Origin of the sequence: Paraburkholderia graminis C4D1M (assembly GCF_000172415.1) — a bacterium.
Lineage (GTDB): Bacteria > Pseudomonadota > Gammaproteobacteria > Burkholderiales > Burkholderiaceae > Paraburkholderia > Paraburkholderia graminis.
On sequence record NZ_ABLD01000009.1, the window covers coordinates 88,698 to 115,362 of the forward strand.

The following is a 26,665-nucleotide window of genomic DNA, read 5'->3' on the forward strand; positions in this document are numbered from 1 at the left end:
CGTCTTCACGGGCTTCCGGTCGAGCGTCGCAAGACGCATGTGTGCGCTGCTGTCCCCGGGGTAGGGATGCGCGCACTTTTTCATTCTCAGTCATAGACAGAGGTCGCTCCATGCGCGTCGAACGGGTTCCATTCCGCTTAATCAGTGCCGCGACGGCTGCCATATTGCTGGCAGCATGCGGACCAAAACAATCTGCCCCGCCGCAACAGACGCCCGAAGTTGGCGTCGTCACCGTCCAGCCGACTACCGTACCTGTCGTCACCGAATTGCCCGGCCGCACCAGCGCCTTCCTGGTCGCGCAAGTGCGCGCGCGGGTCGACGGCATCGTGCTGCGCCGTGAGTTCACGGAAGGCGGTCAGGTCAAGGCGGGTCAACGTCTGTACAAGATCGATCCGGCGCCTTATATCGCCGCGCTGAATAACGCGAAGGCCTCGCTCGCCAAGGCGCAGGCCAACCTTGCGTCGACCACGGCGCAGGCCAGCCGCTTCAAAGTGCTGGTCGCCGCCAACGCGGTCAGCAAGCAGGACTACGACAACGCGGTGGCCGCGCAAGGCCAGGCCGCGGCCGACGTCGCCGCCGGCAAGGCCGCGGTCGAGACGGCGCAGATCAACCTCGGCTATACGGACGTCACCTCGCCGGTGACGGGCCAGGTCGGTGTATCGCAAGTCACGCCGGGCGCGTATGTGCAGGCGAGCGCCGCGACGTTGCTGGCCACCGTCCAGCAGCTCGACCCGGTCTACGTCGACCTGACGCAATCGAGCCTCGACGGTCTGAAGCTGCGCCGGGAAATTCAGGAAGGGCGTCTCAAGACGAACGGACCTGACGCAGCGAAGGTCTCGCTGATTCTCGAAGACGGCCGCACCTATTCGGAAAAGGGCAAGCTGCAGTTCACCGACGTCACGGTCGACCAGAGCACCGGTTCGGTCACCGTCCGCGCGATCTTCCAGAACAAGGACAAGGTGCTGCTGCCGGGCATGTTCGTGCGCGCGAAGATCGAGGAAGGCGTGAACGAGAACGCGCTCGTCGTGCCGCAGGTCGGTATCACGCATGACCAGAAGGGTCAGCCGACCGCGCTCGTCGTCGGCGAAGACAACAAGGTCGCGCTGCGTCAGCTTGTCACGTCGGGTACGTACGGTTCGAACTGGGTGGTCGAGAACGGGCTGAAGCCGGGCGACCGCGTGATCGTGCAGGGCACCGACAAGGCGAAGCCCGGCATGCAGGTCAAAGCCGTTGCCGCACAACTTCCCGCCTCGCCAGCCTCGGGCGCAGCCGCCCAGGGCGCGCCGGCCGCCAGCGGCGCTGCGCAGACGGCTCAACCCGCTTCCGCAGCATCGGGCGCGTAATAACAGGGAGCCCGCCACATGGCAAAGTTCTTTATTGATCGCCCGATTTTTGCATGGGTGATCGCCATCATCCTGATGCTCGCGGGCATTGCGTCGGTGTTTACATTGCCGATCGCGCAATACCCGACCATCGCACCGCCGGCTGTGCAGATCAGCGCAACCTATCCGGGCGCGTCGGCGAAGACGGTCGAAAACACCGTCACGCAGGTGATCGAGCAGTCGATGAGTGGTCTCGACCACTTGCTGTATCTGTCGTCCACTTCGGACGACTCGGGTACGGCAACCATCACGCTGACGTTCGCGGCCGGCACCAATCCTGACATCGCGCAGGTGCAGGTGCAGAACAAGCTGCAGCTCGCCACGCCGCTGTTGCCACAAGCCGTGCAGCAGCTCGGCACGAAGGTCACGAAGTCGAGCAGCAGTTTCTTGCTGGTCATGGCGTTCGTGTCCGAAGACGGCAGCATGAACAAGTACGACCTCGCGAACTACGTGGCGTCGAACGTGCAGGACCCGGTCAGCCGTATCGACGGCGTGGGCACGGTCACGCTGTTCGGCTCGCAGTACGCGATGCGCATCTGGCTCGACGCGAACAAGCTCACCAACTTCGGCCTCACGCCGGTGGATGTGCAGAGCGCGTTGCAGGCGCAGAACGTTCAGGTCGCGGGCGGCTCGCTCGGCGGCACGCCGTCGGTGCCGGGGCAGGTGTTGCAGGCGACCATCACGGAAGCCACGCTGCTTAATACGCCGGAACAGTTCAGCAACATTCTGCTGAAGGTGAATCCGGACGGCTCGCAAGTCCGCATCAAGGACGTGGGGCGTGTTGAGCTGGGCGGCGAGAACTACAACTTCGACACGAAGTACAACGGTCAGCCGACCGCGGGCTTCGGTATTCAGCTCGCCACGGGCGCGAATGCGCTGGCTACCGCGAAGGCGGTGCGCGCGAAGGTCGACGAGTTGTCGAAGTACTTCCCGCACGGTCTCGTCGTGAAGTACCCGTACGACACCACACCGTTCGTGCGTCTGTCGATCGAGGAAGTGGTCAAGACGCTGCTCGAAGGTATCGTGCTGGTGTTCCTGGTGATGTACCTGTTCCTGCAGAACCTGCGCGCCACGTTGATCCCGACGATCGCCGTGCCGGTGGTGCTGCTGGGCACGTTCGCGGTCATGAGCGTGGTGGGCTTCTCCATCAATACGCTGTCGATGTTCGGTCTCGTGCTGGCCATTGGCCTCCTGGTGGACGACGCGATCGTGGTGGTGGAAAACGTCGAGCGGGTGATGGCGGAAGAGGGCTTATCGCCTCGCGACGCGACCCGCAAGGCGATGGACCAGATTACCGGCGCGCTCGTCGGCGTGGCGCTCGTGCTGTCGGCGGTGTTCGTGCCGGTGGCGTTCTCGGGCGGCTCGGTCGGCGCGATTTACCGGCAGTTCTCGCTGACGATCGTGGCGGCGATGGTGCTGTCCGTGCTGGTCGCGCTGATTCTCACGCCGGCCTTGTGCGCGACGATTCTCAAGCCGATTCCGCAAGGTCATCACGAAGAGAAGAAGGGCTTCTTCGGCTGGTTCAACCGCACCTTCAACAAGAGCCGCGACAAGTATCACTCGGGCGTGCACCACGTGATCAAGCGCTCGGGCCGCTGGCTCATCATCTATATGGTGGTGATCTTCGCGGTCGGTCTGCTGTTCGTGAAATTGCCGAAGTCGTTCCTGCCTGACGAAGACCAGGGCACGATGTTCGTGCTCGTGCAAACGCCGTCCGGCTCGACGCAGGAAACCACGGCGCGCGCGTTGAAGGACGTGTCGGACTACCTGCTCAACGGCGAGAAGGCGATTGTCGAATCGACCTTCACGGTGAACGGCTTCAGCTTCGCGGGCCGCGGTCAGAACGCGGGTCTCGTGTTCGTGCGGATGAAGGACTACGCGCAGCGTCAGCATGCGGACGAAAAGGTGCAGGCGCTGGTGGGCCGTCTTTTCATGCACTTCGGCAGCTATAAGGGCGCGCTGGTGTATCCGGTGAATCCGCCGTCGATTCCGGAACTCGGCACGGCCGCGGGCTTCGACTTTGAGCTGCAGGACCGCGCGGGTGTCGGTCACGCCAAGCTGATGGAAGCGCGCAACATGCTGCTCGGCATGGCCGCGCAAGATCCGACGCTGGCTCAGGTTCGTCCGAACGGGTTGAACGATACGCCGCAGTTCAAGGTGAATATCGACCACGAAAAGGCGGCGGCGCTCGGCGTGTCGTTGTCGGCGATCGACCAGACGTTCTCGATCGCGTGGGCGTCGCAGTACGTCAACAACTTCCTCGATACCGACGGCCGGATCAAGAAGGTCTACATGCAGGGCGATGCCCAGTTCCGCATGAAGCCCGAAGACCTGAACGCCTGGTACGTGCGCAACACGGGCGGCGGCATGGTGCCGTTCTCGTCGTTCGCAAGCGGGGAGTGGACTTACGGTTCGCCGAAGCTCGAGCGCTACAACGGTATTTCCGCGGTGGAAATCCAGGGCGCGGCGGCGGCGGGCAAGTCGACCGGTCAGGCAATGACCGCGATGGAAGCGCTCGTGGCGAAGCTGCCCGCGGGTATCGGCTACGAGTGGACGGGTCTGTCGCTGCAGGAGCGTCAGTCCGGTTCGCAGGCGCCGATCCTCTACGGCATCTCGATCCTCGTCGTGTTCCTGTGTCTCGCGGCGCTGTATGAAAGCTGGTCGATCCCGTTCTCGGTGATCATGGTGGTGCCGCTCGGCGTGATCGGCGCACTGCTGGCCGCGACGCTGCGCGGGCTCGAAAACGACGTGTTCTTCCAGGTCGGTCTGCTGACCACGGTGGGGCTGTCGGCGAAGAACGCGATTCTGATCGTGGAATTCGCGCGCGAGTTGCAGCAGAGCGAAGGCATGGGCCCGATCGAGGCCGCGCTGGAAGCGGCGCGTCTGCGGCTGCGCCCGATTCTGATGACCTCGCTCGCGTTCATTCTCGGCGTGATGCCGCTCGCGATCAGCAACGGCGCCGGCTCGGCGAGCCAGCACGCAATCGGTACGGGCGTGATCGGCGGCATGTTGACGGCGACCTTCCTCGCGATTTTCATGATCCCGATGTTCTTCGTCGTGATTCGCGCGAAGTTCGGCGGCGAGACGGAAGACCCGGATGTGGCGCTTGCACACTACAACCAGCACCATCCGCATGATCCGGACAGCAATGCCTCGGGCAAGGACGGACATTGAGATGCAAAAACACTCTTTGATTGCAGTAGCGGTCGCGCTGTTCGCCGCTGGTTGCACGATGGCGCCGAAGTACGAGCGCCCCGCCGCGCCGGTGACGAGCAACTTCCCGACCGGCGGCGTGTACGAAACGCAGCCGGGCGCGACTCAACCGGGCCAGTCGGGCGCGCGCAGCGCGAACGGCGTGGCCGCGGCGGACATCGGCTGGCGCGATTTCTTCGTCGATCCGCGCATGCAGCGGCTGATCGACATCGCGCTGAAGAACAACCGCGATTTGCGCGTGTCGGTGCTGAACATGCAGGCGTCGCAGGCGCAGTTCCGCATCGTTCGCGCGGGCCTGTTCCCGACGCTCGACGCCGCGGCTTCGCAAAGCAAATCGCGCACGCCGGAGAATCTGTCGGTGGCCGGCAGGACGATTAGCAACTCGTATTCGGTCGGTCTGAACGCTTCGTGGGAAATCGACTTCTTCGGTCGCATTCAGAGCTTGAAGGATCAGGCGTTGGCGCAGTACCTGGCCACCGCGCAGGCGCGCAAGGCGGCTGAAATCGCGCTGGTTTCGCAGGTCGCGAATCAGTACCTGACGGTGCTCGAACTCGACGATCTGCTGAAAGTCACGCAAGGCACGCTGAAGACCGCCGAGGAGTCGTACCGGATCACGAAGCTGCAGTTCGACAACGGCACGGGCTCGGAACTCGATCTGCGCCAGGCGCAGACCGTGGTCGAGCAAGCGGGCGCGAACCTGCAGGCGCAGGAGCGCTTGCGCGCACAGGCCGAGAATGCGCTCGTGCTGCTGCTCGGCGAGCCGCTGCCGGCTGATCTGCCGCCGGGCCTCACGCTCAGCGACCAGAATCTGCTGACGGACATTCCGGCGGGCTTGCCGTCCGATCTGCTGACGCGTCGTCCGGACATCATGGAGGCCGAGGAGAATCTGCTCGCGGCCAACGCGAATATCGGCGCGGCACGGGCGGCGTTCTTCCCGAGGGTCTCGCTCACGGGCAGCTTCGGCACGCTGAGCCCGACGCTCGGCGGATTGTTCAAGCCGGGTTCGGCCGCGTGGAGTTTTGCGCCGTCCATCACGTTGCCGATTTTCGAAGGCGGCCAGAACAAGGCCAACCTCGACCTCGCCAACATCCAGAAGAACGCGCAAATCGCCACGTACGAAAAAGCGATCCAGACGGCCTTCCGCGAAGTGGCGGACGGGCTCGCCGCGCGGGGCACGTACGATCAGCAGATCCGGTCGCTCGAGCGCAATGCGTTTGCAGAACAGCGCCGGCTGGATCTGTCGACTCTGCGTTATACGAACGGCGTCGATAGTTATCTGTCGGTGCTGACCGCGCAGACCGATCTGTATTCGGCGCAGCAGTCGTTGATCACCGCGCGCATGCAGCGCCTGCAGAACCTGGTCACGCTGTACCAGGCGCTCGGCGGCGGGTGGATCGAGCATAACGGCGATCAGCCGCGTCCGCCCGATGCCCCGGTCGACTACGGCGCGGCCAGCGCGCCGGCGGCGGCTTCCGCTGCTACCGCGGGCTGAGCGTTGCGGTAATCGACGCTTGAAAAGCACAACGCCACGGCATGCCGTGGCGTTGTTTTTTTATGGCGGTTCTCTGACAGACAGCGGCTCGCCTAGCTAGCGTGGCTTCGCGACTGAGCGGCGCTCAGCGCTTCGCCGCCATAAGCCGCGAAGCCATAAGCCTCGGAGCCATAAACCGCAGAGCCACGAGCCTCAATGCAAATCCGCCGCCCGCAGCATTTCATCGCGCGGCGGCTCCTTGCCGCCGCGTCCGTCGAAATCATGGCCGGCCGCACGGATTTCGCACTGCGCCTTCTTCTCGCTTTTTACGCCGTTAAAAATCAGATTCAGCACGACCGCGGACACCGAAGCCAGCAGAATCCCGCTGTGCAGAAGCGGCGACAGCGCAGCCGGCAGCCTCGCGAAGAAGTGCGGCGACACCACCGGCACGAGCCCGAGGCCGACACTCACCGCGACGATGAACAGGTTGTGGTGATTCTTCACGAAGTCCACCTTCGACAGCACCTTGATGCCGTTGGCCGCGACCATGCCGAACATCACGATGCCCGCGCCGCCGAGCACGAAAGCCGGCACGGAGGCGACCACTTGCGCCATCTTCGGAAAGAGGCCGAGCATGACGAGAATCACGCCGCCCATCGCGCAGACGAAGCGGCTTTTCACGCCCGTCACGCCGATCAAGCCGACGTTCTGCGAGAACGACGTATGCGGAAACGAGTTGAAGATGCCGCCGATCAGCGTGCCGAGTCCATCCACGCGCAGGCCGCGCACCAGCGTTTTCTGATCGACCGGCCGGTCGACCATGTCGCCGACCGCGAGGAACATGCCGGTCGATTCGATGAAGGTGACGAACATCACGGTCACCATCGTCGCGATGGAAAGCGGATTGAAGTGCGGCAGGCCGAAGTGGAACGGCATCACGAAGCCGACCCACGGCGCATGCGTGACACCGTCCATATCGACGCGGCCGAGCGCGAGCGCGATCGCAAAGCCCGCGACGATGCCGAGCAGCACCGAGATGTTGGCGACAAAACCCTTTGCAAACTTGTTGATGAGCAGGATCAGCATCAGCACGATCAGCGACAGGCCGAGGTACACCGGATTGCCGTAGTCGGGATTGCCGACGCCGCCCGCTGCCCAATTGATGCCGACGCCCATCAGCGAGAGGCCGATCACCGAAATCACCACGCCGATCACGACCGGCGGGAAGAAGCGCAGCAGCTTGCCGACGGCCGGCGCGAGCAGAATGCCGATCACGCCAGCGGCGATGGTCGAGCCGAAGATGTCGAGAATGCCGAGCGAGGGGTTCGTGCCGATCGCGACCATCGGGCCGACCGCGGCGAACGTGCAGCCCATGATGACCGGCAGGCGGATGCCGAAGATCCACAAGCCGAGCGTCTGGATCAGGGTGGCTATGCCGCAGGAGAACAGATCGGCGCTGATCAGGAACGCGATCTGGTCTTTCGGCAGCTTGAGCGCCGCGCCGACGATCAGCGGCACGGCGACGGCGCCGGCGTACATCACCAGGACGTGCTGGATGCCGAGGGTGAGCAACTGGCCTGCGGGCAGCCGCTCGTCGCACGGGTGAACCGTGTTCGATTGCATAACGTCTCTCTCCACCGTCTGAGTTTTGGGATGGACTCCAAGGTATCGGGGACGAAAAAGCGCAACAAGACCGCTGGCGCCTATTCCGGCATTCCCGGTCACGATATGGGTAGCGCGGCTTTCACGCTTCAGATCGCGGCGAAGAGCGGTTTCATTGGCGGTCAGCCCCGTGTGGCGGCGCTGCGTGCGCGCTCGCGCCGCGTGCCCGAGCTGCTGCGATATATGTGAGAATCGATGACGTGTATCCGGCCGCGCGCATAGTCGTATTTTGGCGCGGCTCGCCGCGGGGCGGGGTTAACCCGCGATTTGCCGACTTTTCAGCTCGCGGCCACGCGGCCAGGTGGCCACGCAAAGCGCGCGTGCGGCGGGCAATACCAGGCGACTTGCCGCATCTCCAGCGCGCGCTTCTTCGCGCCTCAACCGACCACATTGACCCCTCATGAGTTTTCTCGGCATCGACCTCGGCACCGGTTCCCTCAAAGTCGCAATCGTCGATGAAGACGGTCATGAGCAGGCGGTCGCAAGCGTCGCTTATGCGCTCGAGACGCCGCATGCCGGCTGGGCGGAAACGTCGGTGCAAACATGGTGGCGCGCGCTCACCGAAGCCGCGGCGCGCTTGCCCGAAGCGCTGCGCCGCGAGGTCAAGGCGATCGGCTTGTCGGGGCAGATGCACGGCGTCGTGTTGATCGACGAAACAGGCAATGCCGTGCGGCCCGCGATGCTGTGGCCCGACACGCGCGCGCTTTCCCTGCTCGACGCGTGGCCCGAGCCGCAGCCGAATCCGGTCGCGCCGGGCATGGCCGGTCCGTTGCTGCGCTGGATCGTGCGGCACGAACCGGAGTCGGCGCGCCGCACGCGTTGGGCGCTGCAGCCGAAAGACTGGCTGCGCGTGGCGCTGGGCGGCGCGGTCGCGACCGATCCTTCCGACGCGTGCGCGACCGCGCTCGCCGATCCTGACGGCGCGTGGGACACAGCGCTGCTTGAGCGCCTCGGTATTCCGCATGAATGGTTCGCGCCTGTGGGGCCGTCGTATGCCGCTGCCGGCGTGCTCTCGCCGGATGCTGCGCAGGCGTTGGGACTGCGCGCGGGTATCGTGCTCGCGACAGGCGCCGCCGACACGCCCTGCGCCGCGCTCGGCAGCGGCCTTGCTCGCGACGGCGACGCGCTGCTGACCACCGGCACTGGCGGCCAGATCGTCGTGCTCGCCGAGCATGAGCCTGCCGCGGTCAGAGGCTTGCATCGTTATCGGGCGGCGAGCGATCACTGGTATCGGATGGCCGCGATGCAAAACGTCGGCATCGCGCTGGAACGCGCTCGCGGATGGCTGTCGTATGAATGGGCCGATGCTTATAACGAGGCGTTTGGCGATTGTGTCAGCCTGAGCCCTGAGGGCAACGCGCACGCGAACAACGTCGCGCCTGGTGCACCGCTCACCTTCCTCCCCTACCTCACAGGCGAGCGCACGCCCTGGCTCAACGCATCGGCGCGGGGCGGCTGGCTCGGACTTGCGCTCGATCACACGCGCGGCGCGATGATGCGCGCGGCATTCGAAGGCGTCGCCTTTTCGCTGCGAGCAGGGCTCGATGCGATTCGCGCGAGCGGCGCAACGGTGACGGCGTCGAAGCTCGCAGGAGGCGGTTCCGTCGATGCGCGCTGGCGGCAGTTGCTCGCCGATGCGCTGAACGCCGAACTGCATGCGGTCGATTGCCCGAATGCGGCGCCGCGCGGCGCGGCGATTCTCGGCGGCATCGCGAGCGGTTACTGGCATGTGCACGATCTCGCCGCGCTCGCGCCGGGCGCGACGCACGTGGCGAGCCCGCGAGGCGATCGCGCGCTTGCCGATCGCTATGCGCGTTTTCTCGATCTGTATGGCCGCGTCGAGACATGGTTCGACGCACCGACGCCTTAAGGACAAAGCCGCGATGTCACGTGCTGACAATGCCGTGACGCACTTTGCAATACCATGACGCTTTTCATGCGTTAGCCTGTAGCTCGCGCAGCACGGCATCGACCGTAGCCTTCCCGGACATTCGCGCGCCTTAACGCACTGCAAACGCACTGCAAACGCACTGCCAACGCACTGCCGCACTAGACGGCGCGACGTTCAACGCATTCACCGACTCACAGGAGCATTCACGATGAAGACCAAAGCAGCAATCGCATGGAAAGCCGGCGCACCGTTGACGATCGAGGAAGTCGATCTCGAAGGCCCGCGCGCCGGCGAAGTCCTGATCGAAGTGAAAGCGACCGGCATCTGCCACACCGACTATTACACGCTCTCGGGCGCGGACCCCGAAGGCATCTTCCCGGCGATTCTCGGCCACGAAGGCGCGGGCGTGATCGTCGATACCGGTCCGGGCGTCGGCACGCTGAAGAAGGGCGATCACGTCATTCCGCTTTACACGCCGGAATGCCGTCAGTGCAAGTTCTGTCTGTCGCGCAAGACGAATCTTTGTCAGGCGATCCGCGCGACGCAAGGCAAGGGTTTGATGCCCGATGCGACCTCACGCTTTTCGCTCGACGGCAAGCCTCTGTTTCACTACATGGGCACGTCTACGTTTTCGAACTACATCGTCGTGCCTGAAATCGCGGTCGCGAAGGTGCGTGAAGACGCGCCGTTCGACAAGATCTGCTACATCGGCTGCGGCGTGACGACCGGCGTCGGCGCGGTCGTGTATTCGGCGAAGGTGGAAGCGGGCGCGAACGTCGTCGTGTTCGGCCTCGGCGGCATCGGGCTCAATGTGATTCAGGGCGCCAAAATGGTAGGCGCGGACAAGATCATCGGCGTGGACATCAATCCGGGCCGCGTCGAACTGGCGAAGAAGTTCGGCATGACGCACTTCATCAACCCGAACGACGTCGAGAACGTGGTCGATCACATCGTGCAGCTCACCGATGGCGGCGCGGACTATTCATTCGAGTGCGTCGGCAATGTGAAGCTGATGCGTCAGGCGCTCGAATGCACGCATAAGGGCTGGGGTCAGTCGTTCATCATCGGCGTGGCGGCGGCGGGCGAGGAGATCAGCACGCGTCCGTTCCAGCTCGTCACGGGCCGCGAGTGGAAAGGCTCCGCATTCGGCGGCGCGCGCGGTCGCACGGACGTGCCGAAGATCGTCGACTGGTACATGGAAGGCAAGATCAATATCGACGATCTCATCACGCACCGTCTGCCGCTCGAGCGCATCAACGAAGGCTTCGATCTGATGAAGAAGGGCGAATCGATCCGCTCGGTCGTGCTGTACTAACGCGGCTTATTCAGAGCGCTTGAACAAGGAGCAAGACGATGCTTGAGCTATTGTCGTCGCACGCCTGTCATGGCGGCGAGCAGCGTTTTTACCGCCACGAGTCGCATACCATCGGCCTGCCGATGCGCTTTTCGGTGTACTTGCCGCCGCAGGCGTTGCAAGCGTCGCAGGCAAATGCAAACGCGAAGGTGCCCGCGCTGTTTTATCTCGCAGGCCTCACTTGCACCGAAGAGACCTTCGCGATCAAGGCGGGCGCGCAGCGCTTCGCGGCGCAACACGGCGTGGCGCTTGTCGCGCCGGACACGAGTCCGCGCGGCGCGGGCATTCCGGGCGAGAGCGCGGCGTGGGACTTCGGTGTGGGCGCGGGCTTTTACGTCGATGCGACACAGGAGCCGTGGGCGCGGCACTATCGGATGTACTCGTATGTGCGCGACGAGCTTCGCGAGACGGTGTTGAACGAACTGCCCGTCGACGCTTCGCGGCTCGGCATCTTCGGTCATTCAATGGGCGGCCACGGCGCGCTGATGCTGGCGCTGCGCAATCCGGACATCTATCGCTCGGTGTCGGCGTTCGCGCCGATTGCCGCGCCCACGCGCTGCCCGTGGGGCGAAAAAGCGTTCACCGGCTATCTCGGCGACGACCGCGAGGCGTGGAAGGAGTACGACGCGAGCGAACTCGTGGCGCGCGCATCGAGCAAGTTTGCGGAGGGCATTCTGCTCGATCAGGGACTCGCCGATCAGTTTCTCGCCGAGCAGTTGTACCCGGACGTGTTCGAGGCAGCGTGCCGTGACGCGGGCCAGCCGCTGACGTTGCGCCGTCATGCGGGCTACGACCACGGCTATTACTTCATCTCGACGTTCATCGAGGATCACATCGCGCATCACGCGAAGGTGCTGCTCGGCTGACTTTAGTCGTGCAGGCAGATGGCGGCGCCGTTGCGGGCCGCCATCGCGTGCTTTGCGTTAAAGCGGTTTCAGCGGCGCTTCAGCAGACTCGCGCCATACACGACGGCGGAGAGCGCGGTGATCCAGAAGCTCGTCGGCCAGTCGGTATAGAACGCGAGCGTCACGCCGAGCCAGGCTTGCAACAGCGCGAGGCCGGCGGCCAGCACGAGACCGGCCGAGAGCCGCGTCGTCATGTTTTGCGCGGCGGCGGCGGGCCCGACCATCAGCGTAAAGACCAGCAATACGCCGACAATCTGCGTGCACGCCGCCACCGCGAGCGCGGCTATCGCGAGAAACAGCACGGACACGAGGCGCAACGACACGCCCTTGGCTTCGGCCAGTTCGGGTTGCAACGAAGCGAACAGCAACGGCCGCATGATGGCCGCGAGCGCGACCAGGCTGACGACGCCCAGGCCCGCGAGCACAGCGAGCGTCGATTCGTTCACGCCGAGCACGTTGCCGAACAGCAGCGCGGTGACCTGCGTTGCATAGGCCGTGAAGAAGTGCAGAAACAGCAGGCCGAAGCCGAGCGACAACGACAGAATCACGCCGATGGCCACGTCGCGTCCGGCGAGGCGTTCGCCGAGCGCGCCCATGCCGATGCCCGCGGCCAGCGTGAAGCCGACCATCCCCCAGATCGGCGAGATGCCGATCAGCACCGCGCCGGTCGCGCCGGTGAAGCCGACGTGCGAGAGCGCGTGGCCCGCGAACGTCTGTCCGCGCATCACGAGAAAATAGCCGACCACGCCGGCGAGCACCGCGACGATCCCCGACGCGGCAAACGCGTTCACCATGAAGTCGTATTCAAACATCGTGCTTGTGTCCGTCGCGTGAGTCGTGCTGATGCTGCTCGTGTGAGTGGCCGTGCGAATGGCCGTGCGAATGCGTGTGTCCGCCGTTCTCGTCGTGCTCGTGTTCGTGATCGTGCTTTTCCACTTCGACGCCGCCCGACATCACGAAGATGCGGCCGTTCACGCGCATCACATCGATCGGCGAGCCATAGAGGCGCGACAGCACGGGCCGCGTGATGACTTCGTCGACGGTGCCGAGCGCCGCGACGCCGCTGCCGAGATACAGCACGCGATCGAGCGAGTTCAGCAGCGGATTCAGTTCGTGCGCGGAGAACAGCACGGCAATGCCGAGTTCGCGCTGCACGCGGCGCACCAGTTCGACCACGCTCTTCTGATGATGCGGATCGAGGCTGATCAGCGGTTCATCGAGCAGCAGCAGTTTCGGCGAGCCCAGCAGACATTGCGCGAGCAGCAGGCGCTGACGCTCGCCGCCCGAGAGTTCGGACAGCGGCCGCTCGGCGAGCTTGCGGCCGTCCACGAGTTCAAGCACGCGCTCGACGTCCGCGCGCGTTTTCGCGTCGGCGTGAGGCAGGCCCCAACGGTGACCGTCGGCGGCCATCGCGACGAAATCGCGGCCGCGCACGCGCCGTCCGGCGAGCGCGCTGCGCGTTTGCGGCATATAACCGATCGATGCGTTGCCGCGTTCCACCGGATGCCCCAGCACACGGATCGTTCCGCTTGCCGCCGGCACGAGGCCGAGCACCGCGCGCATCAGCGTGGTCTTGCCCGCACCGTTCGGCCCGAGCACGCCGATGAATTCGCCCTGATTCACGACGAAGCCCGTATCGCGCAGGATCGTGCGGCCGCCGAGTTCGAGCGTGACGTGATCGAGTTCTAGCACGGGTGCGCGGCTTGCCGCGGGGCGTGTCGGTGGACGCCGCCGTTGACGCCGTGGTTGACGGATAGGCTGGCGTGCCGCGGCCAGTGACATTCATTGGCTTTTTCCTTTGACGCCGCCAGGCGCTGCGCCCGCATTGCCCGCATTGTCCGCGCCGCCTTTTGCCAAAGCTGCGCCGAGTGCGTCGAGCTGCGACAGCATCCACGTCTGATAGGTGGTGCCCGCGGGTTGCGTTTCGGTGACGCTCACCGTCGGCACCGTGGATTGCTGCGCGAGTTTCAACATGCGTTTGGTCAGGGCCTCGGTTGCCTGGCTGTTATAGATCAGAACACGCACGCGCTTCTCGCGCAGATCGCGTTCGAACGCGACGATGTCCGACGCGCTCGCCTCCGTCTCGTTCATGGCCGCCATCTGGAAGCGCATGTTGCGCATGGCGAGCCCGATGGCGTCCGACATATAGCCGAACACCGGCTCCGTTGCCGTGACCGGCGTGCCCGCATAGCGGCCATGCAGTTCGGCGACCTTGGCCTCGACGGGTTTCAGCGAGTCGAGAAACTTCGCGAGGTTCGCATCGTACGCCGACTTGTGCGCCGGGTCAGCCGCGACGAGCGCCTCGTTCACCGCGCGCGCCACCTTCGGCATGGTCGCAAGGTCGTACCAGAGGTGCGGATTGTCGCCGCTTTTCCTGCCGGTCAACTGCGCCGCAACGATCGTCGTGCGCTTGCCGCTCTGCGCGCTCTTCGAGGCTGCCAGCAATTTTGCCATCCACGGATCGTAGTCGGCGCCGTTGTACACGACAAGGCGCGCATGCTGCAACGCGCGCGCCGTCTTCGCGCTCGCTTCGAACAGATGCGGGTCCTCGTCCGGATTGCTGAGAATGCTCGTCACGTCGACATGATCGCCGCCCAGTTGCTGCACCACGTCGCCGTAGAAATTTTCCGCGGCGACCACCGGGATTTTCGCATCCGCCGCGAACGCTGCATGGCTTAACGCGAACGCGGCTGTGACTGCGGCGACATACTTCGCGAGCGACATCGTGACGAGCTTCTTCATGGTGTGTCCTGCTGCAAGAGATTGAGTGGATCGCGGACATGACGGCGATGGTTCAGCCGATGTCATGTAGCCGTAAGCACGGGCCGTCCGACGAGGCCGAAATGATATAACGTATCTCGTTTTCGTGTCATCCCGGACTCGACAGAAGCTGGCAAGCCGGCGATGCACTCGTTGCGCGCTGCACCATCGAAATCTGATAGAGCGCCTTGACATGACCCGGTGCGTATCCGATCATTCGATCACAAACAGAGCAATTGATCACGTAATGAGCGTTCGCTCACTGTGCATCGAAAAGCGAAACGAACCGGAGACAAAGCGTGGCGGCACGACTGCAAGACAAGGTGGCCATTCTGACGGGCGCGGCAAGCGGAATCGGTGAAGCCGTCGCGCGGCGCTACCTGGATGAAGGCGCGCAATGCGTGCTCGTCGACGTCAAGCCGGCGGACAGTTTCGGCCAGGCGCTGCGCGCCTCGCATGGCGAGCGCGTGCTGACCGTCACCGCGGACGTCACGCGCCGCGACGACATCGAGCGCATCGTCTCGAGCACGGTCGAGCGTTTCGGCCACATCGACATTCTCTTCAACAACGCGGCGCTCTTCGATATGCGCCCGATCCTCGACGAATCCTGGGACGTGTTCGATCGCCTCTTCGCGGTCAACGTGAAGGGCATGTTCTTTCTCATGCAAGCCGTCGCGCGGCGGATGGTCGAGCAAGGCCGCGGCGGCAAGATCGTCAATATGTCGTCGCAAGCGGGGCGGCGCGGCGAAGCGCTCGTGTCGCATTACTGCGCGACGAAGGCCGCGGTGCTCAGCTATACGCAATCCGCGGCGCTGGCGCTTGCGCCGCACAAGATCAATGTGAACGGCATCGCGCCAGGTGTTGTCGATACGCCGATGTGGAACGAAGTCGACGCGCTCTTCGCCCGTTATGAAAACCGGCCGCTCGGCGAGAAGAAGCGCCTCGTCGGCGAAGCGGTGCCGCTCGGGCGCATGGGCGTGCCGGAAGATCTGACGGGCGCCGCGCTGTTCCTCGCCTCCGCGGACGCGGACTACATCACCGCGCAAACGCTTAATGTGGACGGCGGTAACTGGATGAGTTGAGGGTTTGCCCGCGCGCTTATCTCTGTCATTCAGCGCCATTTCGTAGAACAAACGCAGCATCACATAACGCACGAGAAAGGAGACAACACACATGAAACCAGCCCTCAAGTCCGCGCTCAAGACGATGAGCGCAGGCGCCGCTGCCTGCTTTGCGCTAAGCGCGTCGGCGGCCACGGTGACGATCGCGACGCTGAACAATCCGGACATGATCGAGCTGAAGAAGCTCTCGCCAGAATTCGAAAAGGCGAATCCGGATATCAAGCTGAACTGGGTGATTCTCGAGGAAAACGTGCTGCGTCAGCGCGCCACTACCGACATCACGACTGGCAGCGGCCAGTTCGACGTGATGACGATCGGCGCCTATGAAACCCCGCAGTGGGGCAAGCGCGGCTGGCTTACGCCGCTCACGAACCTGCCCGCCGACTACGATCTCAACGACGTCGTGAAGACGGCCCGCGACGGACTTTCCTCCGGCGGCCAGTTGTACGCGCTGCCGTTTTACGTCGAAAGCTCGATGACGTATTACCGCAAGGACCTGTTCGCAGCGAAGGGCCTGAAAATGCCCGATCAACCGACCTACGACCAGATCGCGCAATTCGCCGACAAGCTCACCGACAAAGCCAACGGCGTGTACGGCATCTGCTTGCGTGGCAAGGCCGGCTGGGGCGAGAACATGGCCTACGGCACGACGGTCGTGAACACGTTCGGCGGCCGCTGGTTCGACGAAAAGTGGCATGCGCAACTCACGTCGCCGGAATGGAAGAAGGCGATCACGTTCTATGTCGATCTGCTGAAGAAGAACGGCCCGCCCGGAGCGAGCTCGAACGGCTTCAACGAAAACCTCACGCTGATGTCCTCGGGCAAATGCGCGATGTGGATCGACGCGACCGTGGCAGCCGGCATGCTTTACAACAAGCAGCAATCGCAGATCGCGGACAAGGTCGGCTTCGCGGCCGCGCCGGTGGCGGTCACGCCGAAGGGTTCGCACTGGCTGTGGGCGTGGGCGCTGGCGATTCCGAAGTCGTCGAAGCAGGCCGACGCGGCGAAGAAGTTCATCGCGTGGGCGACGTCGAAGCAGTACATCGAACTCGTCGCGAAGGATGAAGGCTGGGCTTCGGTGCCGCCGGGAACGCGTCAATCAACCTATGCGCGTCCGGAATACAAGCAGGCCGCGCCGTTTGGCGACTTCGTGCTGAAGGCGATCGAGACGGCCGATCCGGAACATCCGACGTTAAAGCCCGTGCCGTACACCGGTGTGCAGTTCGTTGGGATTCCTGAGTTCCAGTCCTTCGGCACGGTGGTCGGTCAGAGCATCTCCGGCGCGATTGCCGGTCAGATGACCGTCGACCAGGCGTTGGCGGCAGGGCAGGCCACCGCGGATCGCGCAGTGAAGCAGGCCGGCTACCAGAAGTAATGCCGAAGTCGGTCGCACTTCGCGACTGACTGAAGCAACGGAACTGAACCACGGAACCGAAGCACGGAACCGAAGCACGGAACCGAAGCACGGAACCGAAGCACGGAAACAAGCCCTGTGGCACGCGCCGGCTGACGCCCGTCAGCCGGCTCACGCAGTACAGCGGGCCGTCACGGCCGCACTAAGCCGTCACGCCGTTTTGTCCTCGCATCAAAAGCGACATGGCGATTCATGCGGCTCGTGCCGCCCGCGCATTACCGAACAGGTGGTCAATCATGCGTCCTCTGCGCCTGCCTCTCATGCATGCCCATCCTCAGACAGAAAAAGAACGCGAAGTCCGCAAAGCCAATTCGGCGCGCTGGCTCGTGTCGCCGTCGGTCGCGGTTCTGTTGCTGTGGATGACGATTCCGCTCGCGATGACGATCTGGTTTTCGTTCTCGCGCTACAACCTGCTGAACCCGGACCTGAAGGGTTTCGCCGGCTTCGACAATTATCAGTATCTTGCCAGTGACCCGTCGTTCGGTCCGTCGATTGGTCATACGCTGCAATTGATCGTGGCGGTGCTGGTGATCACGGTGGTGGGTGGCGTGCTAATGGCGATTCTGTTCGATCGCAAGTTCTACGGCCAGGGCGTTGCGCGGCTGCTTGCAATCGCGCCGTTCTTCGTGATGCCGACGGTGAGCGCGCTGATCTGGAAGAACATGATCTTGCATCCCGTGTATGGCCTGATTGCGAGCGGCATGCGCGCAATCGGCCTGCAACCGATCGACTGGTTCGCCGAATATCCGTTGACCGCGGTCATCATGATCGTCGCGTGGCAATGGCTGCCGTTCGCGTTTCTGATTCTGTTCACGGCCATCCAGTCGCTCGATCAGGAGCAGAAAGAAGCGGCGCGCATTGACGGTGCAGGCCCGTTCGCGATGTTCTTCTACATCACGCTGCCGCATCTGAAACGCGCGATTGCCGTGGTCGTGATGATGGAGACGATTTTCCTGCTGTCGATCTTCGCGGAAATCTATACAACGACGGGCGGCGGTCCGGGCACCGCGACCACTAATCTGTCGTACCTGATCTATTCGCTCGGCCTGCAACAGTTCGACGTCGGTCTCGCATCGGCGGGCGGCATTCTCGCTGTCGTGCTGGCCAACATCGTGTCGTTCTTCCTCGTGCGCATGCTCGCGAAGAACCTCAAAGGGGAGTACGAAAAATGAGCCACGTTGCCTCTACTCCGGCGTCGACCACGGCGCCCGTCACCGTGCATGCCAAGTCGCCGTTCGATACGATCCGCCGCGCAATTCCCGGCGTGCTCGCCTGGCTCGTCGCATTGCTGCTGTTTTTCCCGATCTTCTGGATGACGATCACCGCATTCAAGACCGAGCAGCAGGCGTATTCGTCGTCGCTATTTTTCACGCCGACGTTCGACAGCTTTCGCGAAGTGTTTGCGCGCAGCAACTACTTTTCGTTCGCGTGGAATTCGATTCTGATCTCGGTCGGCGTCACCGTGCTGTGCCTGATTCTGGCCGTGCCCGCCGCGTATGCGATGGCCTTTTTCCCGACGCGCCGCACGCAAAAAGTTCTGCTGTGGATGCTGTCGACGAAGATGATGCCGTCCGTCGGCGTGCTCGTGCCGATCTATCTGCTGTGGAAAAACAGCGGCCTGCTCGATACCGTGTCGGGTCTCGTGATCGTCTACACGCTGATCAATCTGCCGATCGCGGTGTGGATGTCGTTCACGTACTTCGCTGAAATTCCGCGCGATATTCTCGAGGCAGGACGCATCGACGGCGCGGCGACGTGGCAGGAAATCGTCTATCTGCTGATGCCGATGGCGCTGCCGGGGCTTGCTTCCACCGCGCTGCTGCTCGTGATTCTTTCGTGGAACGAAGCATTCTGGAGCATCAATCTGTCCAGTTCCAATGCCGCGCCGCTGACTGTGTTCATCGCATCGTATTCGAGTCCGGAAGGGCTCTTCTGGGCCAAGCTGTCCGCGGCTTCGCTGCTTGCCGTGGCGCCGATTCTGATCGTCGGCTGGTTGTCGCAGAAGCAGCTCGTGCGCGGCCTCACGTTCGGGGCGGTCAAATGACGGCAGACACGCGTGCAGCAAATCTCGCGCTGATCTGCGATTGCGACGGTGTGTTGATCGACAGCGAAGCGGTGGCCGCGCGCATGCTCGTGCAGGAACTCGAGGCGCGCTGGCCCGGCGCGAATGTCGAACCGGTCGTGCTGCCGCTGCTCGGTCTACGCATCGAAAGCGTGCTGACGGGCACGGCGATGCAGCTCGGCAAGAGCCTCGGCCTCGACGACATCGACGCGATTCGCCGTTCTGTCGAAGCCGCCGCGATGCAGGCGCCGGCAGTGGAAGGCATCGAGCAGGCGCTCGCGCAAGTGCCGCTCGTGAAGGGCTGCGCGAGCAACAGTTTTCGGCCTTATGTGGAGACGGTTCTGGCTCGCACGGGCCTCGTGCGGTTCTTCGGCGATCGCCTCTTTTGCGCCGACAGCGTCGCCAATCCGAAGCCCGCGCCCGACGTTTATCTCGCGGCGGCGCAGGGTTTGCGGCTCGCGCCGTCGGCGTGCCTCGTGGTGGAAGACAGCGTAACCGGCGTCACGGCCGCAAACGCGGCGGGCATGACGGTGCTTGGCTTTATCGGCGGCGGCCATGCAAGCGATGCGCAGATCGACAAGCTGCATAAAGCCGGCGCGCGTCATGTATTCGACGACATGCAGCAGTTGCCGGAACTCGTCGCGCAATGGACGCTGAGTGCAACGGCTGCGGCGCCTTGAACGCACAAGCAACGCAATAGCACCACACAAGCAACACGCAAGCATTACACGGAGACACATCATGGCAAGCGTAACTCTGCGCAATATCCGGAAGGCTTACGACGACACCGAGGTGATGCGCGACATCAACCTCGACATCGCGGACGGCGAGTTCGTCGTGTTCGTCGGCCCGAGCGGCTGCGGTAAATCGACCCTGATGCGGATGATCGCCGGCCTCGAAGACATCAGCGCCGGCGATCTCACCATCGACGGGACACGCATGAACGATGTGCCGCCCGCAAAGCGCGGCATCGCGATGGTGTTTCAGTCGTACGCGCTGTATCCGCACATGACGCTGTACGACAACATGGCGTTCGGCCTGAAACTCGCGGGCACGAAGAAGCCTGAGATCGACGCGGCCGTGCGCAATGCGGCGAAGATTCTGCATATCGATCACCTGCTCGATCGCAAGCCGAAACAGCTTTCGGGCGGCCAGCGTCAGCGCGTTGCGATTGGCCGCGCGATCACGCGTAAGCCGAAGGTCTTTCTGTTCGACGAACCGCTGTCGAATCTCGACGCCGCTCTGCGGCGTGAAGATGCGCCTCGAATTCGCGCGTCTGCATGACGAACTGAAGACCACGATGATCTACGTGACGCACGATCAGGTCGAAGCGATGACGCTTGCGGACAAGATCGTCGTCCTGTCCGCAGGCAATCTCGAACAGGTGGGCAGTCCGACAATGCTGTATCACGCGCCGGCCAATCGTTTTGTCGCGGGCTTTATCGGTTCGCCGAAAATGAATTTCATGGAAGGCGTGGTGCAGTCGGTCACGCACGACGGCGTGACGGTGCGCTATGAAACCGGCGAGACGCAGCGCGTCGCTGTTGAACCGGCTTCGGTGAAGCAGGGCGACAAGGTGACGGTCGGCATTCGTCCCGAGCATCTGCATGTCGGCATGACGGATGACGGCGTGTCGGCCCGCACGATGGCCGTCGAATCGCTCGGCGACGCCGCGTATCTGTATGCGGAGTCGAGCGTGGCGCCGGATGGTTTGATCGCGCGCATTCCGCCGCTCGAACGGCATGCGAAGGGCGAGACGCAGAAGCTCGGCGCGACGCCCGAGCATTGTCATCTGTTCGATAGCGACGGTAAGGCGTTCCAGCGCAAGATCGTCGAAGTGCTGGCGGCCTGAGTTCTACCCGCTAGAAGGGGGCGTGCGCCGCTTCACGCCTCCAGCGCCGCGCGCGCGCACAGCTCATCGGTGACGAGCCCCGACAGCCAGCCGCCCTTGAGCACGGCGATCAGCGCCTCGCGCTTGCGCTTGCCGCCCGCGAAGCCAATGGTGGGCCGCTGCGGCGGCGAGTCGATTGAAATGCTGGTCACGCGCCGGCCTGTGGGCGACTCGACACGCGCGCCGGCGGCATTAATTGGCAGTCCGAGCATTTCCGCCACCGCACCGCCTTGCACCAGCTCTTTTACTTCCGCCGACGTAATAAAGCCGTCTTCGTGCAGCGGGCATTTCGGCCCGATATTGCCGATGCCGACAAACGCGACATCCGCCTCGGCCGACAACGATTCGACGATCCGATACAGCCGGTGATTGCACCACTGTGCACGTTCGGCCTCGCTATCGGCGATCAACGGCGCGGGCAGCAGAAAATGCTTGCCGCCCGTCTTCTCCGAAATGTGCAGCGCGACGTCATAGCGGTTCGAGGAGCCGTCCTGGGCGATCGCTCCGACCATCGATACCAACCGATGCTGCGGACGGTCTAGCTGCGCGATCTGGTCGACCGCGGCTTTGAGCGTCCGGCCGCTGCTGACGGCGACCACCATCGGTTTTTCTTCCGTGAGGTAACGCTCCATCACCTGCGCGCCGGCTACCGCGAGTTTGCGGTCGACTTCCTCGGGCGTGTCGCTGTCGATGGGCACGACTTCGCACATCGACAGGCCATAGCGTTTGGACAATTGGTCCGCAAGCGACAGGCAGTCCGCCAGTTGATGATCGACGCGCACGCGGATCAGGTTCTTTTCCACCGCGAACGCGACGAGCCGCTGCGCAACCGGGCGCGACACCTGGAGCTTCTCGGCGATCTCGTTCTGCGTATTGCCCGCGACGTAGTAAAGCCACGCGGCGCGAGTAGCAAGGTCTAATTTTTCTGTGGACTTGGGCACGGTGACGATCCGCTTGAGGGGCGCCGATGATAGCAGCCGGTTCATGCATGCCGATGCATCACGATGCATGGCGGCACGGCCGGCTGCGGTTTGCGCTGCGTTGCTATGCGCCTGGATGAGCGCCTAGATGAGCCGCTCGCGAGCGGAGTCGAAGAGCGGCCGCACATGACGGTACAGCGCACGATAAGCGTCGAGCCGCGCGCGCAATTCGGCATGACGGCGCGCGTTCGGCGTGAACTCTTTTTCGATCGGCGGTTTGGCGAGCACGATCGCCGGATCGCCGCCCGCTGCGAGCCAGCCGAGGCGCGCCGCGCCGAGCGCCGCGCCCGTCTCGCCGCCGCCGTGCTTGCGCGTCGCGGTGTCGAGCGCGTCGGCGAGCAGTTGCGCCCAGTAGTCGCTGCGCGCGCCGCCGCCTAACAGCGAGAACGCTTTCGCTTCGGTGCCGGCCGCGCGCAGTGCGTCGAGGCCGTCGGTGAGCGCGAGCGTCACACCTTCGAGCACCGCGTAGCCGAGCAACGCGCGATCCGTCGCGTGATTCATGCCGAAGAAAACGCCCTGCGCGTAGGGGTCGTTGTGCGGCGTGCGTTCGCCCGACAGATACGGCAAGAAGAGCGGCGCGGTGTTGAGCGCATCCGCGGGCAGCGCTTCGATTTCGGCGAGCAGCGTGGGTTCGTCGGTCGAGGTCAGCTTGCAGACCCAGCGCAAACAGCTCGCCGCGGAGAGCACCACGCTCATCTGATGCCAGCGGTCGGGAATCGCGTGGCAGAACGCGTGGACAGCGGACGCGGGATTCGGCCGGAAGCTGTCGCCCACCACGCACAACACGCCCGACGTGCCGAGCGACACGAAGCCGTCGCCCGGCTGCGTCGCGCCGATGCCGATGGCACTCGTCGCATTGTCGCCGCCGCCGGCCGCGACGATCACGCCGTCGCTCAAGCCCAGTTCGCGCGCGACCTCGGGCAGCAATGTGCCGGACGGCGCGCTGCCTTCGGCGAGCGCCGGCATCTGCGCGCGCGTCATGTTGCAGGCGGCGAGCAGCGAATCGGACCAGTCGCGTTTCGCGACATCGAGCCACAACGTGCCGGCCGCATCCGATGGATCGGACACCTTGCCGCCGGTGAGTTGCAGACGCAAGTAGTCTTTCGGCAGCAGCACGCAGGCGGTGCGCGCAAAGATGTCCGGTTCGTGACGCGCGACCCACAGCAGCTTCGGCGCGGTGAAACCGGGCATCGCAAGATTGCCGGCCACGCTATGCAAATCGGGCGCGCGCTCCGTGAGCTCGGCGCACTCCTTGTCGCTGCGCATGTCGTTCCACAGGATCGCGGGCCGCAGCACGCGGTTCTCCGCGTCGAGCAGCACCGCGCCGTGCATCTGCCCGGACAGGCCGATGCCGCGAATCTGCGCGAACTCGTCGGGATGCTTCGCGCGCAGTGCGGCGAGCGCGCTTTGCGTGCCCGTCCACCAGTCTTCGGGATTCTGCTCGGCCCAGCGCTGATGCGGGCGCGAAACGGTGAATGGCGAGCCGGCGGTGCCGATCACGCGTCCCGTCGACGCGAGCAGCAGGACTTTCACTTCGGACGTGCCGAGGTCGATGCCGAGATACATGGGCGCGAAACCTTCGTCGTTGGAGATGCGCTACTTTAGCCGCACGCCGCGCGCGGTGCCATGCGCATTAAGCCTGGCACCGCGCGAATCCGGCTGGTGTTTTTGCGGCGCGGCTTACGCCTGACCGCGTTTTGCGAGCCACACGTCGACGCGCGCGAGGGCGCCGGCCAGCGCCGATTCGAGCTCCTGCGTCGCGGCCATGCTGCCCCACAGCAGACGGTCGGCGGCGAACGCCTGCAACGGATCGGGCGCCGCGAAGAAGCCGCGCGCGACGCGCTCGTCCATCACGCCGTCCTGATACGTGTAGGGCAGCGTGCCCGTCTGCCAGCGTTCGAGGAAGCGGAAGAACAGCGCGGGCAGCATCGCGGTGGCCGCGGGCGTGACGCCTCGCTCGAAACATTCGGCGAGCGTCGGCGCGATGAAGCCAGGCAGTTTGGAGAAGCCGTCCGCCGCGACGCGCTGGTTCGTGTCCTGGATATAAGGATTGCCGAAGCGCTCGAGCACGACATCGCGATAGCGTTCGAGATCGAGCGGACTCGGCGAGAGACAGGGGATCACATCCTGCGTCACGTAATCGAACGCGAACTGGCGGATGTCGGCGTCGTGCGTGCCTTCGTGAATGTAGTCGAGACCGACGAGCGTGCCCGCCCACGCAATGCAGCTATGCGTCGCGTTGAGAATGCGGATCTTCGCTTCTTCATAGGGCAGCACGGAGTCGACCAGCTCCGCGCCGACTTTCTCCCACGCGGGACGCCCGGCGATGAAGTGCTCTTCGATCACCCATTGGATAAACGCTTCGCCCATCACCGGGCATGCGTCGTCGACACCGGTTGCGGCCTTCACGCGTTCGCGCACGTCCGGCGTCGGACGCGGCGTGATGCGGTCGACCATCGAACTCGGGCACGCGGTGTTGTCGTCGAACCACTGCGCGAGTTCGTCCGCGCCGCGCAGTTCGAGAAACGCGCTCATGCCCGCATGGAAACGCTCGCCGTTGCGGCGCAGGTTGTCGCACGTTTGCAGCGTGACGGGGCCCGCGCCGGCTTTCATGCGCGCGTCGAGAATGGCCGCCAGCGCGCCGTAGATGGTCGTGTGTCCACCTTTGAGATCGGTTGCGAGATCGGGATTCGCGGTGTCGAGCTGGTCGTGTTCGTCGAGGTAATAGCCGCCTTCGGTGACGGTGAACGCAATGATCTTGCACGCGGGATCGGCGCCCGCTTCGATCAGCGTGTCGAGGCTTTGCGTCCACGGCAGCACGCGCTCGATCGAGCGGATCGTCTCGTAAGCGCGCTCGCCTTGCGGCGTGACGGTCTCGAGCGTATAGACGCCGTCTTGCGCGGCCAGTGCTTCGAGCACCGCATTCATGTCGCTGCGAATATTACCGACGGTGAGCGACCAATGCGGTTCGCCCGGCAGCTTCGCTTCGTTCAATCTATGGAGATACCACGCCTGATGCGCGCGATGAAACGACCCCGCGCCGATATGCAGGATCACCTGTGCGGCCTCGCCGCTGCCTTGCCCGCTGCTCATTGTGCGTCTCCATCTGTCTGGGCTGTTGCGCGGCTTGTCGCGCGCATTTATTGGTCGTTAGAGCATTTGCTCTGTATGTGAGCGAATGATCGTACCCGCTGAAACGAAAGTCAAGGCGGCCACAGGATGTTTTCGTGGCGCGGCGCGGCGGGCCAAGGCTGCAACGCATCACGAATCGCGTCGATACATGCTTCGTGGCGCGCTTCATCGGCTCTTTTGCATTGCATCATTCTTGACCTTCGGCGCGTCGGGACTTACCCGAATGCAAAAAAGTATCGGTACGCGGTTTCATTTTTAGTGGTGGCGCGCGCGTTTCAAGACTACTTTTCGCTATACAAGACGAAGACGAGCGGCATCTCCCTTGAGCCGCTCCATGGAGGCAGACAGTGCAACCCGATCTGGAGATCGTGGCCGTACGCCGCGACGAGTCGTTCAAAGTGTGGTCGCACGGCTATCCGTATCGCACGGTACGCTGGCACTTTCATCCCGAGTACGAGATTCATCTGATCGTGGCGACGACCGGGAAGATGTTCGTCGGCGATCACATCAGCAGCTTCGCGCCCGGCAATCTCGTGTTGATGGGTCCGAACCTGCCGCATAACTGGGTGAGCGATGTGCCCGAAGGCGAGAACATCGCGCAGCGCAATCTCGTCGTGCAGTTCGGCCAGGAGTTCGTGTCGAGTTGTCTTGAGAGCTTTCCCGAGTGGCGTCAGGTGGAGGCGCTCCTTGCGGACTCGCGCCGCGGCGTGTCGTTCGGCGCGCGCACGAGTGCGGCGATTCAGCCGCTTTTTCTCGAACTATTGGGCGCGCGGGGATTGCGCCGCCTCGTGCTCTTCATGTCGATGCTCGAAATCCTTATGAGCGCCGAAGACCGCGAGACGCTCGCGAGTCCCGCGTATCAGGCCGATCCGACGGGCTTCGCGTCGACGCGCATCAACCATGTGCTTTCGTATATCGGCAAGAACCTCGCGAACGATTTGCGCGAATCGGATCTCGCGCAACTGGCCGGCCAAAGTGTGAGTGCGTTTTCGCGTTATTTCCGCCGGCACACGGGCCTGCCGTTCGTGCAGTACGTGAACCGCATGCGCATCAATCTCGCTTGCCAGTTGCTGACCGATAGCGAGCTGAGCGTGACCGACATCTGCTTCAAGGCGGGCTTTAACAACCTGTCGAATTTCAACCGGCAGTTTCTCGCGGTGAAGGGCATGGCGCCTTCGAAGTTTCGCCGCTATCAGCAATTGAACGACGCGAGCCGCGATGCTTCGGAAGAAGCGGCCGCGCGCGGAAGGGGCGTCGACGACGCGCCCGCCATCGTGCTCGCGCCAGGCTTGCCGCGTCCTGCCGCCGCTGCTTATCCGTCAACCTATCCACCGACGTAGCCTCTGCGTATTTCACCGCCGCGCTTTTCTGCAAGGCGCTTTGTTTCACCCGCGTTTCAACACGTATCGCGCTGTCCGCCGACAGCG

At 63.9% G+C, this 26,665-nt stretch carries 20 protein-coding genes and 1 pseudogene; 14 read left to right on the forward strand and 7 right to left on the reverse strand.

What is annotated here, in order from left to right:
• Positions 1 to 110 precede the first annotated feature (110 nt).
• From BGRAMDRAFT_RS16830 to BGRAMDRAFT_RS16840, 3 genes are read left to right on the forward strand one after another with little or no spacing between them, the layout of a single operon-like run.
• The gene (locus tag BGRAMDRAFT_RS16830; protein ID WP_006049993.1) at positions 111 to 1,343 is read left to right on the forward strand and encodes an efflux RND transporter periplasmic adaptor subunit; all 1,233 of its coding nucleotides are present in this window, start codon (positions 111 to 113) and stop codon (positions 1,341 to 1,343) included.
• An 18-nt stretch (positions 1,344 to 1,361) separates the two neighbouring features.
• On the forward strand, positions 1,362 to 4,556 hold the full coding sequence (locus BGRAMDRAFT_RS16835) for an efflux RND transporter permease subunit (RefSeq protein WP_006049994.1): 3,195 nt from the start codon (positions 1,362 to 1,364) through the stop codon (positions 4,554 to 4,556).
• A 1-nt stretch (position 4,557) separates the two neighbouring features.
• Complete coding sequence (locus BGRAMDRAFT_RS16840) at positions 4,558 to 6,087, forward strand: efflux transporter outer membrane subunit (RefSeq protein WP_006049995.1); 1,530 nt, start codon at positions 4,558 to 4,560, stop codon at positions 6,085 to 6,087.
• A 192-nt stretch (positions 6,088 to 6,279) separates the two neighbouring features.
• On the opposite strand, the gene BGRAMDRAFT_RS16845 is transcribed toward BGRAMDRAFT_RS16840, so the two are convergent.
• Entirely contained in the window at positions 6,280 to 7,689 is a 1,410-nt protein-coding gene (locus BGRAMDRAFT_RS16845; protein WP_006049997.1) for a nucleobase:cation symporter-2 family protein, read from the reverse strand.
• Positions 7,690 to 7,719: 30 nt separating this feature from the next.
• On the opposite strand from BGRAMDRAFT_RS16845, the gene BGRAMDRAFT_RS16850 reads away from it, so the two are divergent.
• From BGRAMDRAFT_RS16850 to fghA, 4 genes are all read left to right on the forward strand, one after another.
• Positions 7,720 to 7,917, forward strand: coding sequence for a hypothetical protein (locus BGRAMDRAFT_RS16850; RefSeq protein ID WP_006049998.1), 198 nt, complete (start codon positions 7,720 to 7,722; stop codon positions 7,915 to 7,917).
• 211 nt (positions 7,918 to 8,128) lie between these two features.
• On the forward strand, positions 8,129 to 9,598 hold the full coding sequence (locus BGRAMDRAFT_RS16855) for a xylulokinase (RefSeq protein ID WP_006049999.1): 1,470 nt from the start codon (positions 8,129 to 8,131) through the stop codon (positions 9,596 to 9,598).
• 229 nt (positions 9,599 to 9,827) lie between these two features.
• On the forward strand, positions 9,828 to 10,934 hold the full coding sequence (locus BGRAMDRAFT_RS16860) for an S-(hydroxymethyl)glutathione dehydrogenase/class III alcohol dehydrogenase (protein ID WP_006050000.1): 1,107 nt from the start codon (positions 9,828 to 9,830) through the stop codon (positions 10,932 to 10,934).
• A 38-nt stretch (positions 10,935 to 10,972) separates the two neighbouring features.
• Positions 10,973 to 11,839: an S-formylglutathione hydrolase gene (gene fghA / locus BGRAMDRAFT_RS16865; protein ID WP_006050001.1), complete on the forward strand. Its 867-nt coding sequence runs from the start codon at positions 10,973 to 10,975 to the stop codon at positions 11,837 to 11,839.
• 68 nt (positions 11,840 to 11,907) lie between these two features.
• On the opposite strand, the gene BGRAMDRAFT_RS16870 is transcribed toward fghA, so the two are convergent.
• The 3 genes from BGRAMDRAFT_RS16870 to BGRAMDRAFT_RS16880 are packed head-to-tail and all read right to left on the reverse strand — an operon-like array spanning position 11,908 to position 14,620.
• Positions 11,908 to 12,690, reverse strand: coding sequence for a metal ABC transporter permease (locus BGRAMDRAFT_RS16870; protein ID WP_006050002.1), 783 nt, complete (start codon positions 12,688 to 12,690; stop codon positions 11,908 to 11,910).
• Positions 12,683 to 13,660: an ABC transporter ATP-binding protein gene (locus BGRAMDRAFT_RS16875; RefSeq protein ID WP_006050003.1), complete on the reverse strand. Its 978-nt coding sequence runs from the start codon at positions 13,658 to 13,660 to the stop codon at positions 12,683 to 12,685. Before BGRAMDRAFT_RS16875 ends, BGRAMDRAFT_RS16870 begins: the two co-directional genes overlap by 8 nt.
• On the reverse strand, positions 13,661 to 14,620 hold the full coding sequence (locus BGRAMDRAFT_RS16880) for a metal ABC transporter solute-binding protein (protein ID WP_006050004.1): 960 nt from the start codon (positions 14,618 to 14,620) through the stop codon (positions 13,661 to 13,663).
• Between the two features lie 317 nt (positions 14,621 to 14,937).
• Between BGRAMDRAFT_RS16880 and BGRAMDRAFT_RS16885 the strand changes: the two genes are divergently transcribed.
• From BGRAMDRAFT_RS16885 to BGRAMDRAFT_RS16910, 6 genes and pseudogenes are all read left to right on the forward strand, one after another.
• Positions 14,938 to 15,720, forward strand: coding sequence for an L-iditol 2-dehydrogenase (locus BGRAMDRAFT_RS16885; protein WP_006050005.1), 783 nt, complete (start codon positions 14,938 to 14,940; stop codon positions 15,718 to 15,720).
• Positions 15,721 to 15,811: 91 nt separating this feature from the next.
• Positions 15,812 to 17,134, forward strand: a complete 1,323-nt coding sequence (locus BGRAMDRAFT_RS16890; RefSeq protein WP_006050006.1) for an ABC transporter substrate-binding protein — start codon at positions 15,812 to 15,814, stop codon at positions 17,132 to 17,134.
• 275 nt (positions 17,135 to 17,409) lie between these two features.
• Positions 17,410 to 18,345 (forward strand): carbohydrate ABC transporter permease, encoded by a 936-nt coding sequence (locus BGRAMDRAFT_RS16895; RefSeq protein WP_006050007.1) that lies wholly within the window; start codon positions 17,410 to 17,412, stop codon positions 18,343 to 18,345.
• Positions 18,342 to 19,217 carry a carbohydrate ABC transporter permease gene (locus tag BGRAMDRAFT_RS16900; RefSeq protein ID WP_006050008.1) on the forward strand — a complete coding sequence of 292 codons (876 nt, stop codon included), beginning with the start codon at positions 18,342 to 18,344 and terminating at the stop codon, positions 19,215 to 19,217. Before BGRAMDRAFT_RS16895 ends, BGRAMDRAFT_RS16900 begins: the two co-directional genes overlap by 4 nt.
• Positions 19,214 to 19,915 (forward strand): HAD family hydrolase, encoded by a 702-nt coding sequence (locus tag BGRAMDRAFT_RS16905; RefSeq protein ID WP_006050009.1) that lies wholly within the window; start codon positions 19,214 to 19,216, stop codon positions 19,913 to 19,915. The genes BGRAMDRAFT_RS16900 and BGRAMDRAFT_RS16905 overlap by 4 nt, the downstream gene beginning before the upstream one ends.
• A 61-nt stretch (positions 19,916 to 19,976) precedes the next feature.
• Positions 19,977 to 21,087: pseudogene (locus BGRAMDRAFT_RS16910) on the forward strand (ABC transporter ATP-binding protein).
• 32 nt (positions 21,088 to 21,119) lie between these two features.
• Here BGRAMDRAFT_RS16910 and BGRAMDRAFT_RS16915 read toward each other — a convergent pair.
• The 3 genes from BGRAMDRAFT_RS16915 to dalD form a co-directional block, all read right to left on the reverse strand.
• Positions 21,120 to 22,067, reverse strand: coding sequence for a sugar-binding transcriptional regulator (locus tag BGRAMDRAFT_RS16915; RefSeq protein WP_029968136.1), 948 nt, complete (start codon positions 22,065 to 22,067; stop codon positions 21,120 to 21,122).
• Positions 22,068 to 22,190: 123 nt separating this feature from the next.
• On the reverse strand, positions 22,191 to 23,672 hold the full coding sequence (xylB, locus tag BGRAMDRAFT_RS16920; RefSeq protein WP_006050013.1) for a xylulokinase: 1,482 nt from the start codon (positions 23,670 to 23,672) through the stop codon (positions 22,191 to 22,193).
• A gap of 114 nt (positions 23,673 to 23,786) precedes the next feature.
• Positions 23,787 to 25,199: a D-arabinitol 4-dehydrogenase gene (gene dalD, locus BGRAMDRAFT_RS16925; RefSeq protein ID WP_006050014.1), complete on the reverse strand. Its 1,413-nt coding sequence runs from the start codon at positions 25,197 to 25,199 to the stop codon at positions 23,787 to 23,789.
• A gap of 386 nt (positions 25,200 to 25,585) precedes the next feature.
• Here dalD and BGRAMDRAFT_RS16930 point away from each other — a divergent pair, with 386 nt between their 5' ends.
• Positions 25,586 to 26,578 (forward strand): AraC family transcriptional regulator, encoded by a 993-nt coding sequence (locus tag BGRAMDRAFT_RS16930; protein ID WP_006050015.1) that lies wholly within the window; start codon positions 25,586 to 25,588, stop codon positions 26,576 to 26,578.
• The last annotated feature ends 87 nt before the right edge of the window (positions 26,579 to 26,665 follow it).